At 40.8% G+C, this 14,069-nt stretch carries 14 protein-coding genes; 8 read left to right on the top strand and 6 right to left on the bottom strand.

The annotated features are described in order from the left end of the window. Positions 1-80 precede the first annotated feature (80 nt). The 5 genes from J3L18_RS03170 to J3L18_RS03150 all read left to right on the top strand — a co-directional run bounded on the left by J3L18_RS03170 (position 81) and on the right by J3L18_RS03150 (position 4,761). The gene (locus J3L18_RS03170; RefSeq protein ID WP_129568903.1) at positions 81-1,091 is read left to right on the top strand and encodes a WaaS/CpsH family glycosyltransferase; all 1,011 of its coding nucleotides are present in this window, start codon (positions 81-83) and stop codon (positions 1,089-1,091) included. Continuing rightward, complete coding sequence (locus J3L18_RS03165) at positions 1,088-2,281, top strand: GDP-L-fucose synthase family protein (protein WP_129568904.1); 1,194 nt, start codon at positions 1,088-1,090, stop codon at positions 2,279-2,281. The genes J3L18_RS03170 and J3L18_RS03165 overlap by 4 nt, the downstream gene beginning before the upstream one ends. A gap of 94 nt (positions 2,282-2,375) precedes the next feature. Continuing rightward, complete coding sequence (locus tag J3L18_RS03160; protein ID WP_129568905.1) at positions 2,376-3,371, top strand: SDR family NAD(P)-dependent oxidoreductase; 996 nt, start codon at positions 2,376-2,378, stop codon at positions 3,369-3,371. Further along, the gene (locus J3L18_RS03155) at positions 3,364-4,080 is read left to right on the top strand and encodes a sugar phosphate nucleotidyltransferase (protein WP_189549156.1); all 717 of its coding nucleotides are present in this window, start codon (positions 3,364-3,366) and stop codon (positions 4,078-4,080) included. Before J3L18_RS03160 ends, J3L18_RS03155 begins: the two co-directional genes overlap by 8 nt. A 6-nt stretch (positions 4,081-4,086) precedes the next feature. Continuing rightward, entirely contained in the window at positions 4,087-4,761 is a 675-nt protein-coding gene (locus tag J3L18_RS03150; protein ID WP_129568907.1) for a PIG-L deacetylase family protein, read from the top strand. Positions 4,762-4,796: 35 nt separating this feature from the next. On the opposite strand, the gene J3L18_RS03145 is transcribed toward J3L18_RS03150, so the two are convergent. Then, complete coding sequence (locus tag J3L18_RS03145) at positions 4,797-5,321, bottom strand: transposase (protein ID WP_243771487.1); 525 nt, start codon at positions 5,319-5,321, stop codon at positions 4,797-4,799. An 86-nt stretch (positions 5,322-5,407) separates the two neighbouring features. Between J3L18_RS03145 and J3L18_RS03140 the strand changes: the two genes are divergently transcribed. Further along, complete coding sequence (locus J3L18_RS03140; RefSeq protein ID WP_208102511.1) at positions 5,408-6,049, top strand: transposase; 642 nt, start codon at positions 5,408-5,410, stop codon at positions 6,047-6,049. Beyond that, positions 5,971-6,870, top strand: a complete 900-nt coding sequence (locus tag J3L18_RS03135; RefSeq protein WP_129568909.1) for an IS3 family transposase — start codon at positions 5,971-5,973, stop codon at positions 6,868-6,870. The genes J3L18_RS03140 and J3L18_RS03135 overlap by 79 nt, the downstream gene beginning before the upstream one ends. 129 nt (positions 6,871-6,999) lie before the next feature. Here J3L18_RS03135 and J3L18_RS03130 read toward each other — a convergent pair whose 3' ends face one another. Together J3L18_RS03130 and J3L18_RS03125 are read right to left on the bottom strand one after the other, a co-directional pair. Then, a complete protein-coding gene (locus J3L18_RS03130) occupies positions 7,000-7,233 on the bottom strand; it encodes a hypothetical protein (protein WP_129568910.1) in 234 nt (77 codons plus the stop codon). After that, on the bottom strand, positions 7,211-7,441 hold the full coding sequence (locus J3L18_RS03125; protein ID WP_223266140.1) for an SPFH domain-containing protein: 231 nt from the start codon (positions 7,439-7,441) through the stop codon (positions 7,211-7,213). Before J3L18_RS03125 ends, J3L18_RS03130 begins: the two co-directional genes overlap by 23 nt. Positions 7,442-7,930: 489 nt before the next feature. Between J3L18_RS03125 and J3L18_RS03120 the strand changes: the two genes are divergently transcribed. Next, positions 7,931-8,992 carry a HAMP domain-containing protein gene (locus tag J3L18_RS03120; protein WP_129568912.1) on the top strand — a complete coding sequence of 354 codons (1,062 nt, stop codon included), beginning with the start codon at positions 7,931-7,933 and terminating at the stop codon, positions 8,990-8,992. A gap of 277 nt (positions 8,993-9,269) precedes the next feature. Here the strand turns inward: J3L18_RS03120 and J3L18_RS03115 are convergent, their stop codons facing one another. From J3L18_RS03115 to J3L18_RS03105, 3 genes are read right to left on the bottom strand one after another with little or no spacing between them, the layout of a single operon-like run. Continuing rightward, positions 9,270-9,644, bottom strand: coding sequence for a hypothetical protein (locus J3L18_RS03115; RefSeq protein ID WP_129568913.1), 375 nt, complete (start codon positions 9,642-9,644; stop codon positions 9,270-9,272). Between the two features lie 11 nt (positions 9,645-9,655). Further along, positions 9,656-10,954 (bottom strand): TolC family protein, encoded by a 1,299-nt coding sequence (locus tag J3L18_RS03110; protein ID WP_189549157.1) that lies wholly within the window; start codon positions 10,952-10,954, stop codon positions 9,656-9,658. Positions 10,955-10,958: 4 nt separating this feature from the next. Beyond that, a complete protein-coding gene (locus J3L18_RS03105) occupies positions 10,959-14,060 on the bottom strand; it encodes an efflux RND transporter permease subunit (RefSeq protein ID WP_129568915.1) in 3,102 nt (1,033 codons plus the stop codon). Between the last annotated feature and the right edge of the window lie 9 nt (positions 14,061-14,069).

Raw genomic sequence — 14,069 nt, 5'->3', positions numbered from 1 at the left:
AATATTTATTATATTCGACTCGACGGCTTAGAATAAAAGCTCCAAGAACACCTAAATTTTAAAACAATAAACCAATATAAGTGATTACATCGCCTCCAAAAAAGCATTGCTTACTTATTATTCACCGGGAATTTCACCACTTTGAAAAATTCTTAACGGAAACATTTATTTCAAAAGGTTACCGGGTTACTATTGCTAATGACGTATACCCAACAAATCTTTTAGGAAAATTTCTCGGTAAAATACAATTTCCTACTGTTTATCGAAGTACCTATAATCATATCGTTACGAAATTTCTTAATAGCAACACATACGATATTGCGGTAATTATTCGCGGCAGGGGAATCAGTTTAAAACTGATAAAAAAAATAAAAGAGTCAATTCCTTATGTAATCGGCTACAACTGGGATACGTTTAAATTTAATAGTTCTCCATTAACTTGGTTTAAACAGGTAGATAAGTATTACACATTTGACTACGCCTACGCTCAACAATACCAACTTCCTATTCTTGAGCTGTTCTCAGCAACCCCTAAAAGCGAAAAAAAAGAGCAGGTTACGTACAAGGTGACTGCAATCGGCAAAAATTATTACGGTAGGTTAAAATATATCCACAGTGTTTTGCAGGCAATAAAGCCAGAATCTTTTTACTTGCAATTGCACGAAAACAATGTATTTTTTGGAGTGCTTAATTTTCTTAAAAACCCGGGGTTGTACTTAAAGTACTGGCATCATATTAATATAAAGCCATTGGCGCACAACGATTATATAAATGCCTTAAGTTCGGCGGAGTTTGTTATTGACTACGCCAACGACGGCCAAACCGGTATTACCATGCGATGCTTTGAAAGCATCGCGTTACAAACAAAAATAATTACTAACAACAGTTACCTTCTTCGTTGTGAATATTTTAATGAATTTAATACCATTGTGTTTGTTCCCGGCAAAACACCGGTAGGCCCATTTAAACACCAGATTAACCGAGCAATCGCGCATAACTATTTAAGCGTTAGATCTATTAGCGATTTTGTTGACGAAGCTTATAGCTTAATAACAACAATACTTTTATTTAACATAAATCGAAACCTATGAATACAAACGATAAAATATTTGTGGCGGGTGGCACAGGGCTGGCCGGCTCGGCCATAATAAGAGGTCTTTTAAAAAATGGATTTACCAATGTTGTAGCAAGCTATCACCTTAGTAAGCCAGATAGGGACTTTGAGAAAACGGAAGCGGGGGCACAAGTTTGCAGGTTTGTTAAGATAAACCTTTTGGAGCCTGCTGAGGTGAAGGATTTTTTTGCTCGGGAAAGTCCTTTATATGTCTTTTTGGCGGCGGCAAAAGTTGGGGGCATTATGGCCAACCATACGTACCGGGCACAGTTTATATACGAAAATTTGCAAATTCAAAATAACGTTATCCATAATAGCTATTTAAACAAGGTAAAAAAGCTGATTTTTTTGGGCAGTACCTGTATTTACCCGTTTGAAGCCCCGCAACCTATGAAAGAGATGTGCTTAATGACAGGAGCGTTAGAATACTTGAGCGAACCATACGGGGTAGCAAAAATAGCAGGCATAAAAATGTGTGAAAGCTACAATTTACAATATGGCACCAATTTTATATCTGTAATGCCAACTAATTTATACGGTCCCAATGATAATTATGATCTGAACAATTCACATTTTTTGCCAGCTTTTATACGTAAAATGCACTTAGGCAAGTCGTTGATGGAAGATGATCTGGCAGCTATTCGTATTGATCTCAACAAAAATCCGGTAAACGGCCTCAATGGCACTGCATCTGACGTACAGATTGTTGAACTGCTAAAAAGTTATGGCATTACCAAAACTGCCGGGGGGAAGAAAGTTAATATCTTATTGTGGGGCACAGGGAAGCCAAGACGTGAAATACTTCATTCAAATGATCTTGCAGATGCCTGCATTTATATCATGAAGAATATTGATTTTGAAGATTTGCATAAAATTTCGCCATCACAATATTCTGAAGGATTGGTAAAAGAGGAAATTAGAAATACCCAAATTAATATAGGTACAGGTGCCGATAATAGCATTTTTGAGACAGCCCTGATTGTAAAGGAAGTAGTTGGATATACCGGTGACATTATTTGGGATCACAACATGCCTGATGGTACCACACAAAAACTTACCGATGTATCGAGGTTAACTGCATTAGGTTGGGAAAAAAGCATAACACTACACCAAGGCCTGCAGGATACTTACAGTTTTTACACTGGCAAGAAAACGCAGTCAATATAATTTCCCCCGTGGAAATTTTTTAACTTTAATTAATTAAAGATTAAGCTGCTTTTGCTATATTGTTAAACCTGAATATAAACTTATCAAACTACATATGAAAGAATTCTGGACGGGAAAAAGGGTTCTAATTACCGGTGCCGAAGGGTTCATCGGCTCTCATTTGGTGGAAAACCTGCAAAAAAAAGGCGCACAAATTCGTGCTTTAGTACTTTATAACTCATTTAATAGCTGGGGTTGGCTTGAACAGCTGGAAAATCATTCCAATATTGAAGTTATAGCCGGCGACATCAGGGACGCAGAAGCATGCATTAAACTCACCCAGGAAATAGACATTGTTTTTCATTTAGCTTCTCTTATATCTGTTCCATATTCAATTAGTAACCCAAGAGGATTTATTGACAATAATATCACCGGCACCTTTAACATTTGTCAGGCTGCATTGGCTTCTGATGCAAAACTTATTTATGTATCAAGCAGTGAAGTGTACGGCACAGCGCAATACCTGCCTATTGACGAAAATCACCCGCTGCAGGCCCAATCTCCCTACAGTGCATCAAAAATAAGTGCAGAAGCAATTGTTTATAGCTTTTTCAGATCATACGCTTTAAAAGCTACAATAGCACGTCCTTTTAATACATACGGACCGCGGCAATCGGCAAGGGCTATTATTCCGGCAATAATAATTCAGATAGCCGAGGGTAAAAAGAAAATCGAAATAGGCAATGTAAGTCCGCGCCGTGATCTTAATTATGTTACCGATACCTGCGAGGGCCTTACCCTGATTGCAGAAAATAGTAATTTATTTGGTCAAACACTTAATATAGGCTCGGGTATTGATCATAAAATAGGTGACGTGTTTAGACTTATTTGCAAACAAATGGATGCCCGGGTTGAGCTGGTTTCAGATTTATCAAGGATAAGGCCAGCCGATGCAGAAGTACTGCATTTGTTGTGCGATAACAGTAAAATAAAAAAACATACAGGCTTTAGCCCTCAATATAATTTTAATGAGGGGCTTGCTAAAACAATCAAATGGTTGCTTGAGCCGGCCAATATTATCAAATATAAAAGCGGGCTTTACAATGTATAAACGGGCAATAATTATTTGTGGAGGTAAAGGCAGCCGCTTATTGCCTTTTACCAGGAACATTCCAAAGGGTTTGTTGCAGGTCGGCGATTACCCGGTACTTGAAATAATTGTAAGACAGCTTAAATATTACGATTTTTCAGATATTACTTTTTCGGTTTATCATTTCGCCCAAAGCATCATTGACTATTTCGGCAACGGCAGCAAATGGAATTTGCGGATAACCTATTCAGTTGAGGATTTCCCGTTGGGAACAGCCGGGCCTTTAAAAATTTTAAAAGATCTTCCCGACAATTTAATTGTGATCAATTGCGATATTCTGGCCGACCTTAATTTTAAAGACTTTTTTGATTATCATGTACAAAACCGAAACCTGTTTACCATTGCTGCTTATAAAAAGAAATATCCAATACCTTACGGGGTATTGCAAACAAATGCCTCAGGGCAGCTTCTTAAAATAGACGAAAAGCCCGAATGGATACAAATAAATGCCGGTATTTATGCCACAGGCAAGCGTATAGTTGATTTTATACCCAACTGTAAAACGTATGGAATGGATCAATTGATTTATGATTTGTTGAGAAAAAATCAGCCAATGGCTGTTTATCCATTTGAAGGATATTGGCAAGATATAGGAAGTAAAGAGGAATACAAAAAAGCAATAGCCGAATCTCAATTACATGATCAGGTGTACATGCAAAAACAAAATTAATAATATATGGATGATAACCACAGCATATTAATTGTTGCCCCACATCCGGATGACGAAACCCTGGGTTGCGGCGGTACCGCTTTGAAATACATACACCAGGGATATAAAGTTTACTGGTTAATATGCACCGAATTTTACAGAGGGGGGAAAACCAATGAAAACATCGCCATAAGAAATAATGAAATAGAAAGTGTTTCGTCAAAGTATGGTTTTATAAAACGGTTTGAATTAGGTTATACAGCGGCGGAATTAACTCCAGCAGATGTGAGCCCGCTTGTAAAAAAAATAACAGCCATAGTAAATGAGATAAAGCCATCTGTTGTTTTTTTGCCAAATGGAAGCGATATCCATACAGATCATCAAATAATTTTTAAAGCCGCATTTAGTTGTACTAAAAACTTTAACTTCCCATTTATAACCAAAGTATTACTATATGAAACTATTTCAGAAACGGAGTTTGCCCCTGTTTCTGACCATAGCTTTATACCTAATGTTTACATTAATATATCTGATTTCGTTGAGCAGAAACTGCAGATAATGGAGCTTTATAAAAGCGAGGTAATGCCTCCGCCCGGGCCGCGATCTTTGATAGCCATAAAAGCACTTGCAACTTACAGAGGAAGTGCTATAGGAAAAAGTTATGCCGAAGCCTTCATGCTGTTAAAACAAATCATAAACTAAACAGCCCAGCGTTTAGCGGCCGCCGGCCATAGCCGTTAACTTAATGGGTTAAAGATATCATTAACAATACAAAAGCTTGCTTTTTTGCCTTTCTTAGGCTCAATAAGCAGGCTTTTTATAATCGGAAAGATAAATAACTCAAGCCAGGATTCAAATGTTATGCTATGGTTTATCACCATTCTTAACGCGTATGCCGATAACCTGGCTTGTTTAAAAAACTTCCAATGAGAACAGGCATATTCTCTATTTCTTTTCTTAACAAATACATCCAGGCATCGGAATATTTTCCAGTGGATCAATATCCAAATGAACCTGGCAATGAGCAAGCACTCAAACCGCTCTTTTTTTACAGGTTTTACCCGGTGCAGATTTAACAGCGATTTCCAGCTTTTAAAGATGATCTCAATTTGCCACCTGAGTCGGTAAAGCTCAATTACATCTGTTGATTTAAGAACGGTAGCATCCACATTGGTAATGAATACGCTGAACCGGCAACGTTCTTTATACTCTTCAGAAAGTGCCCGGCCACGACTTTTTGCCTGTTTTTGTGCCTTTCTTATTCGCTCAGCCCAGATCTGCTCAGAGACAGGAACCGCGATCAGGTGGATAAACCACAGTATATTGCCCCCTGTCGGCCGATTTGTCTTTGACCACTTTCTATTTTTGTAATCAAGCAGTTAGAAATGCAAACAAAATTGGCGAGGTGGGGTCAACTAAAATGTTTTTTCCACCAAAAGTTGGACAAAACTTTTGGGGTTTACTATTTATGTCAAAGCACACATTTGAAGAGAAACTTGATGTAGTTTCTGAAGTAAGAAAAGGAAAGCCAATTCTTCGGATATCCCGCGAACGCCATATCCGTGAAGGCATGATATTGGAATGGGTTCGGAAATATGATCTTTATGGTGAAAGTGGCCTGCTCAAGCAACCTAACGTCAAGCCCACGCCTGATTTCAAAGAAGAAGTTGTAAGGCTTGTCTTAGAAAAAAAAGTAACTTTAAATCAGGTTGTTCTGGAATATGGATTAAGCAAGACTGCTTTAGAGCGCTGGGTAAGATTAGTACGGGTTGAGGGATATGCAGTACTACACCAGCAAAAGAATCCTGGGCGGCCACCTAAATGCATGGGAAGATCAAAGAAGCTTGAACCTGAAACAGAATTGGAGAAGCTCCAGGCGGAGAATGACCGCTTGCGGGCAGAGAATGCGTTATTAAAAAAAGTCAAGGTCTTAGTCAAGGAAAGAGAGGCCCGCGAACGCAAGAGTGGGCAAAAGCCATCGAAGAACTAAGACCGGAACATGATGTTGCAATTCTGTTGGATTGCAAACAGATGGCCCGCTCGGTATTTTATTATCATCGCAAGCGCCTGAACGATGAAAAATACAAGCATGAAAAAGCAGAGATCGCAAGTATATACTACTTGCATAAAGGCAGATATGGCTATCGGCGGGTCACCGCCGAAATGAAGAACCGGGGTTATAGTATCAATCACAAGACTGTTCAAAAATTGATGAGAACATTAGGCCTAAAATGCAATGTCAGGAAAGTAAGTTATCGCTCATACAAGGGTGAGGTGGGTAAAATTGCCCCTAATCTGCTTGAAAGGGATTTTGAGGCAAGTTTGCCTAATCAGAAATGGGCTACGGATGTTACTCAGGTGAACATTAAAGATCAGAAGATTTACTTGTCTCCTATAATTGATATGTTCAATGGGGAAGTGATTTCTTATAGTATTTCCAAAAGTCCCAATATGCAGATGATAAACGAAATGTTATATGAGGCTTTTGATAAAGTGAAAGATACAAAAGGACTTATATTTCATTCTGACCAGGGGTGGCAATATCAACATTACGGATATCGAAAGGCCTTGGAAAAAAATGGAATTATTCAAAGCATGTCCAGAAAAGGAAATTGCTTAGATAATGCCTTGGCCGAAAGTTTTTTTGGCGTCTTGAAGACAGAATTACTGTACAGACAGAACTTCGAAACTGCGGATGAATTTATCGCTTCGTTAAACGAGTACATTCATTACTACAATAATAAGAGAATAAAAAACAGGTTAAATGGAAAGAGCCCGGTGGAATACCGAGCTCTCGCCCAAAAAACTTAATTTTGTAACCTGTCTAACTTTTTGGGGTCACACCAGGATCGAGACGGCCTTTTTAGTGCAGATGAACAGATCGGTCATTTTTTCAATCTGACAACGCCCGGTTTAGACCGAACCTCCGGTGTCAGGCTTTCATTTTTGCACAATATCCATCAGCATGGCAATCCTGCGGTAATGCATTTCTTCATGAAAGATCAGAAATCGCATAGCTTCCGGATTGGTCAGGGTCATCCAGGCTTCATCGCCTTTTAGGTTTTCATTTCCAAGTACTGAATTGCCTGCAGACGTTTTGAAAAGCGGAACCGTTTGCAGCAGCGAATCCCTGATGATCAGAATATCATGCTCACCTGCGATCTTCCAAGCCATCAGAAGACAACACCCTGATCGCGTCGTCACCCTCCTTCTGGCCTTCGTTGCTAACCGCACTCATCGTATAAGTTTGGGTCTGAATATCGAAGGTAGTGACATCAACTATAGGATTTATAATGTGCAAACCACTTTCAAGCACATGATCCTGTACTTTTCCAAACAGGGTTTGTACCCCTACCTTACCTGGCTCAATAACTTTAAACATGGACAACAGTAGCCCAATAACGACAACGGCAATTCCAACAGTACTAATGGTTCCACTCAGGCGACCGACAGGTTCAGGTGAGCGTTTGGCAACAATTCCGACAACGAGTAATATTACTCCTAAAATAGCGATAAACATGTGTTTGTTTGATTATAATAAATTACATTTGATTTTGAATTAATACATCAGCTAATAGCTTGCCCCATAGTGTAAAATTGAACATAACACCTTCCTGCGTTCAATAAACCATTAATTCTATTTATAAACAGATTTAGGAAATTTCACAGCCATCTCGTTTTGTGATAAGATTTATCAATATGATAGTTGTGTTATATCAATTGATGAACCATCATGTAAAGATTGGTGATTCAAATATAACCTGCCTATAAGTTCGTAAAGAAAAACAACGGTGATATTTAATTATCTTTACGATACAATCCGCCTCATAACTAAATAATAATACAGTTTTATTCAACTCATTGTACCGTCATGAAAATCAAAAAAAAGCTTCTTTTGGGATTCGGCCTTTTGTTTGTCGTTGTGTTGGTTTTTGGTGCTGCTTCTGTTTACTATATTGAAGTTATTTCCGAAACTTCAAATGTTACCCTAAAAAACAATTATAAAACATTAACATTTACCCGGGAGATGCGCTCGGTTTTAGATGAAAATGATTTACCACTACCGTCCATCGCGTCAAGTGCATTTGATCAGGCACTTCAAAAACAGGAAAATAATATTACAGAACCTGGTGAAAAAACAGCAACCGCCAGCTTAAGAGATGCCTTCATTTTACTCATCGGACCCTCATCAGGTTTAAATCAAAAGCAACAAGCAGAACGAAACGCGCGCCAGCAGTTGAAAAAGATCGAGGAGCTAAACATGCATGCAATTGAGCTTAAAAATGCGTACACCCATTCAACAGTAAACAAGGCGACCTTATATCTTGGGGCCATGGTATTTATTACCTTTTTTATCCTTTTTATTTTAATAGTTAATTTCCCCGGGGTTATACTGAACCCGCTTCGCGAACTGGCAGATGGTCTTGATCAGGTTAGTAAAAGAAATTATGATACCCGGCTTAAATTTAATGCAAGCGAAGAGTTTACCCAATTAGCCAAGGCATTTAATATCATGGCTCTGAATCTTGGCGACCAGGCAAATGCTGATCTTACTAAAATAATAGCAGCCGAATGCCGGATAAAAATACTGATTGAGGAAATACAGAACCCGGTATGGGGAATCAATGAAAAACAGGAAATCCTGTTTATTAATCATGAAGCTAAGAGCGTCCTAAACCTTGGCGAAAAGTCAGTTATTGGTCAATCTGTTTTGGAGTTAAGCAAAAACAACCCCTTGTTAAAAATGATACTGGAGGATAATAATGCTGCCCCCTCCTTAAAAATCAATCAGGATAGCAATGTAATATATTTTCAACAAAAGAGTATCGAAGTTGTGGTGCCAAATTTAAAAACAGACCTTGATAATCTGCAAGTTGCGGGCTATTCCGCGGGAATGATCCATGTTCTGAAAAAAACAACGGGTAAGCCATAAACAGGAGTATATCGTTAAATGCAAATTTGGTTTATAGGCCGTCGGTTTATCGACGCCATCACCTGATTAGGTACTTCCTTAGGGATCATCTCACTTAATCAGGAGCGCTAAAACAACAACATCGTCAAGCTTAGAATTCCTCTATTTTATACTCTTCAATTTTTCTATATAAAAACTTCATAACCTTTAAAATGGCTATCTTTTTGAATGATTTCTTTTCATTTTGATAGGAGCGGTTTATAAAATCATTTTGTTTTAATATTCAAAGGCACTTTGCTTATTGTACATCAATTGTAAAGTTAGCTATGTTATTTCCCCTATAACGACGTACCACAGTAGCAATGCTATCTCCCTGTACCGTTGTTTGGTTTGTATACCCGACGGCTCTTGTGTAATATCTTCCCGGCATCAGGTTACTGAAGGTCACAACTCCACTGCCGTCCGCAGTGAGGATGCCATCATACTGGCTATCCGTAAAGTTTGGGTTGATGTAACCCCCCATTTTTAGATATACTTTAGCCCCTGCAACGGGCTGGTTATGATAATGCACCGTAATATTTAGACTGCCATTACCGCTGGAATCTTTTTCACAGGAATAAAACATGGTCAGGAAAACCAACGATAAGCAGATTAAGTAAAATTTCTTTTTCATGATTCGGTTGATTATTGTAAATCCCAGATACCAGCTGAGCGCTCCAGCGTAATCAGGGCCGAGGCGTAGTTGAATAAGGATTGATAGTAATTCTGCTGCACATCATTATAGGTACGTTGGGCATTCAACACTTCTAATAGCGAAGTCTCTCCTCTTTTGTAACTGTATATTTTCCCGTCCAGCACCTTTTGCGCTTCGGTCAATAAACCATTTTTAAACTGCGTGGCCTGTTGTTGGGCCGCCTTGTAATTCATCCATGATTGGGTTACTTCCGTTTGAATTTGCAGTAGCACCTGATCATATTGCACCGCTGATTGTTTGATGGTGTACTGTGCGGCTTTAATATCGCCTTTATAATGATTGGAGAATTTCAGCGGGATAGACAGACCAGCATTTAAACTCCGATAAGCTGGGGTTGGTGCTATTTCATTGGTGGCTGCCGCATTGTAAGTGCCTCCCAGGTTAATGCCGAGGTCAATTGTCCGGTTGGCCTTAACCAGTTGCAGGCTTTTTTCGGCAGCAGTTTTGGTGTTTAAAGCTACCACCAGATCAGCCCTGTTATTCTGCGCGTTGGCAATCAGGTTGCCCAATAAATAACCCCTGTCCAGTTTATCAAAATCGCCTGAAGGTATAAACAGCGTATCAGCATGGGCTTTTCCGGTCAGTAAGTTGAGTTGTACCAGGGCCGTTTTCCAGTCGGCTTCATTCTGGAACAAGGTATTCCTCAATGTACCTGACTCCAGTTTGGATTGCCGGGCATCGGTTTCAGTAATAGCACCTAGCTTAAAACGGATAGAATCAGCTTTGGCCAATTTGTCCATATTCTCCCATGAGTTTTTCTGAACCTGGAAAATATAGAAGTTCTGTATGGCTGTGTAGTAAGCTAACGACGCATCTGCCCGCAGGTTACGGAAAAAATCCTCCAGCATAGCTTTGTTTAATTCCACCTGGCTTTTAGCCAGATCTATCCTTGATCTTCTTTTTCCGCCCAGCTCCAAAGTGGTACTCAGGCCGGCGTTATAGCCGTATCCAAGTTTCTTACTGGCATTCTGATTATCAAATGCCCCGAAAGATAGCTCCGGATCAGGAAACACCTTTGCGGATTCTATTCCCGCTTCGGAAATACTTACATTATACTTTTGGGCCTGGTAATCCAGGTTCTGCTTTCCTACCAAACTTAAAAACTGTATAAGTGGCAGTTTGATCTTTACAAAAGAGGTATCACTGCTTGGTTGTGCAAATGTTGCTGTTCCATTCATCATCAGGACAAATAGTAACAGGTATATGATATTGAGTTTCTTAATTTTCATAACGTTATTTCTGAGGCTCTGCCGGTTTAAAATCATCCTTTCCCCATTTATTTTCCAGCATGTAATACAGGGCGGGCAGTACAAACAGAGTAATGGCCGTTGCTACAAACAATCCGTATACAATTACTGTAGCCAATGGCCGTTGCACATCTGACCCAATGCCGGTTGCCAGCGATGCGGGCAGCAGGCCCAATGCAGCAACCGTAGCTGTCATCAATACCGGCCGAAAACGGTCTTCAGCTCCCTCCACAACTGCTTTTAGTAAATCGTATCCTTTTTTTCGCAGATCGTTAATGTGCGAGATCAGTATCACGCCATTTTGTATGGCTACACCAAACAGGGCAATGAAACCCACTGCTGAAGACACATTCAGTGTCATACCCCTGATGTTCAATGCCAGCATACCACCAAATAAAGCCAGTGGCACAATAGACAAGATCAATCCTGCCTGGCGGAATTTACCGAATGCACCATATAGCAATAAAAACATGATGGCCAGTACCAGCGGTACAATTACCATCAGCTTGGCATAAGCCCGGTTCTGGTTTTCAAATTGCCCACCCCATTTGATGGTATATTTATCGTGATCGTATTTGATGTTGCTTTCAATTTTGCTTTGTGCTTCGTTTAAAAAAGCGGTCAGATCATTGCCTCGTAGATTGAGTTTAACAGTAAGGTGGCGCTTATTCAACTCCCTGGTAATGGTGCTTTCGCCTGTAGCCGTTTTTACGGTTGCAATTTGCGATAAAGGGATTTTTGCACCTGTTTGAGAGGTAAGCATCAGGTTGGCAATTTTCTCGGGCGTGTTGCGGCTTTCTTCATTATAGCGGCAGATCACATCATAAACTTTATTGCCGGAAAACACCTGTGATATGGCTTTACCACCGATAGCTACCTCGATCAGTTCTGATACATCGCTTACATTCAAACCATAACGGGCTACGGCATCGCGGTCAACACTGATCTGTAATTGCGGCAATGGTGGCTCCTGGTCAATGGCCACATCAGCAGCGCCTTTGATACCTTTAATCGTGGTCATTACATTTTCGGCAATACGACGGGTCTCTTTAAAATCTTCCCCGTATATTTTTACCACCAGCTCGCTGTGTGCGCCTGCAATTTTGTCCATAACGCCATCGATCATCGGTTGACTGAACCCAACCGTATAACCCGGCATGGTTGCGTACTCTTTGGCCAGGTCGTTGATCAGGTCGGCTTTTGTCCTGCCGTTTTTCCATTCGCTGTAAGGCTTGATACCTATGCTACATTCAAAGTGTGAGGCTGTCCAGGGATCGGTGCCGTCGTCGTTTCGGCCTGCCTGCACCATCATATAGGTTACCTCGCTGTACTTCATGGTATGCTGCCGTAGCGTATCACTCATTTCCTTTGACTTTTGTAAGGATACGCCTGGAGGAAGCTGTACCTGAAGCCAGATGGAGCCTTCATCTAAAGGGGGTAAAAAATCCTTGCCTACAGTGATAGAAAGGATCACTGCTCCTATTAAGGCAATAGCTAAAGGAATAAAAACCTGCTGCGGTTTTTTCATCACCTTTTTACCACCTTCAAAATAAGCCGTGGTTAATTTTTCCAGCCATTTGTTATGAAATAGTTTCCGGGGTTTCCGGTAAACGGCATAAGCCAGCCCTGGTATCAGAAACAACGCAACTGCCAATGCACCCAATAATGCAAAACCCACCGTGAAAGCCATTGGTGTAAACAATTTCTTTTCTACCCTTTCAAAAGAGAACAGGGGCAGGTATGCGGTGATGATAATAACTGTGGAGAACAAAATGGGTTTGGCAACAGCTAACGCCCTTTGTCCGATAGTGGTTTCCTGTAGCTCTTCCGCTGGGCTTTCTTCCCGCTTTTTCAAAATGGTTTCCATCATCACAATGGCTCCGTCTACGATGATCCCAAAGTCAATAGCGCCAAGCGAAAGCAGGTTTGCCGGGATATGGGTAAAGTGCATCAGGATAAAGGCCACCAATAAGGCCAGCAGAATAGTAATAGCTACGATCAAGGCACCGCGCCAGTTACCCAAAAAAACAATCAGCACAATGATAACCAGGGTCATGCCCTCCAACAGCGTATGCGATACGGTATGCAGGGTGGTGTCAACCAAACTGGTGCGGTCTATATATGGTCGGATCCTCACACCTTCGGGTAATACATTTTTATTCAGGTCTTCTACGGCAGCATGAATACCCTCCAATACTTTTGATGGATTTTCACCTTTTAACAATAATACAATGCCTTCATCGCCTTCACTGTAATTTACCTTCCGATCTGTATAACCTAAAATACCCTTGCGTTCCAGGTTACCATATTTCAAAGTACCTACGTCCTTTAAAAAAACAGGTACGCCATTTACAGATTTAACCACAACGTTACCCAAACCCTCCAATGTTTTCACCAGGCCAATGCCCCGTACTACGTAGCCCAGATCGCCCCGTGTGAGCACGCTGCCACCCGCGTTGGCATTGTTATTATTGATAGCTGTTTGTATATCGGTTAGTGATAGTTTGTATTGTTCCAGCTTACCGGGATCAACTTCCAACTGGTATTGCGTGGTGATCCCGCCAAAGTTGGTCACGTCAGCCACACCTGCCACTTGCTTAATGCGAGGGATGATGGTCCAGGTTTGCAGGCCGGTGATCTCCCGGAGGTCATGGTTTTTGCTTTCGATGATATAACGATAGATCTCGCCGATGGGTGAGGTTAGCGGATCTAACCCAGGTTGCGCGCCATAAGGCAGGGTGACATCACCCAGGCGCTCGGTAATGCGTTGCCTGGCCCAGTAGTCCTCAATACCATCCTCAAAAACTATGGTGATGATAGAAAGACCGAACGTACTTTTGCTGCGCATCACGTGCATGCCCGGCATCCCGTTCAATGCCCTTTCTACAGGAATGGTGATCTGTTGTTCCACCTCTTCGGCAGCAAGGCCGGGTACCTGCGTTACTACCTGTGAGGTAACATCGGCAATATCAGGATAAGCCTCTACGGATAGCTGTGTCCAGGAGTAATAGCCAAATATGGCCAGCAGGACAAATAACGCAGCGAAAAGCCAGCGCTTTTTTATAGCGGTAAAAATGAGTTTCTTCATGATGGCTGT

The organism is Mucilaginibacter gossypii (genome assembly GCF_017569325.2).
Lineage (GTDB): Bacteria > Bacteroidota > Bacteroidia > Sphingobacteriales > Sphingobacteriaceae > Mucilaginibacter > Mucilaginibacter gossypii.
The sequence above is the reverse complement of the archived record's forward strand: the minus strand, read 5'-3'. Positions and strand labels throughout refer to the sequence as shown.

Coding starts and splice junctions, on each gene's coding strand:
- J3L18_RS03165 (WP_129568904.1), top strand. CDS start 1,088: ATGAATACAAACGATAAAATATTTGTGGCGGGTGGCACAGGGCTGGCC.
- J3L18_RS03160 (WP_129568905.1), top strand. CDS start 2,376: ATGAAAGAATTCTGGACGGGAAAAAGGGTTCTAATTACCGGTGCCGAA.
- J3L18_RS03155 (WP_189549156.1), top strand. CDS start 3,364: ATGTATAAACGGGCAATAATTATTTGTGGAGGTAAAGGCAGCCGCTTA.
- J3L18_RS03150 (WP_129568907.1), top strand. CDS start 4,087: ATGGATGATAACCACAGCATATTAATTGTTGCCCCACATCCGGATGAC.
- J3L18_RS03130 (WP_129568910.1), bottom strand. CDS start 7,233: ATGGCTTGGAAGATCGCAGGTGAGCATGATATTCTGATCATCAGGGAT.
- J3L18_RS03125 (WP_223266140.1), bottom strand. CDS start 7,441: ATGTTTAAAGTTATTGAGCCAGGTAAGGTAGGGGTACAAACCCTGTTT.
- J3L18_RS03120 (WP_129568912.1), top strand. CDS start 7,931: ATGAAAATCAAAAAAAAGCTTCTTTTGGGATTCGGCCTTTTGTTTGTC.
- J3L18_RS03115 (WP_129568913.1), bottom strand. CDS start 9,644: ATGAAAAAGAAATTTTACTTAATCTGCTTATCGTTGGTTTTCCTGACC.
- J3L18_RS03110 (WP_189549157.1), bottom strand. CDS start 10,954: ATGAAAATTAAGAAACTCAATATCATATACCTGTTACTATTTGTCCTG.
- J3L18_RS03105 (WP_129568915.1), bottom strand. CDS start 14,060: ATGAAGAAACTCATTTTTACCGCTATAAAAAAGCGCTGGCTTTTCGCT.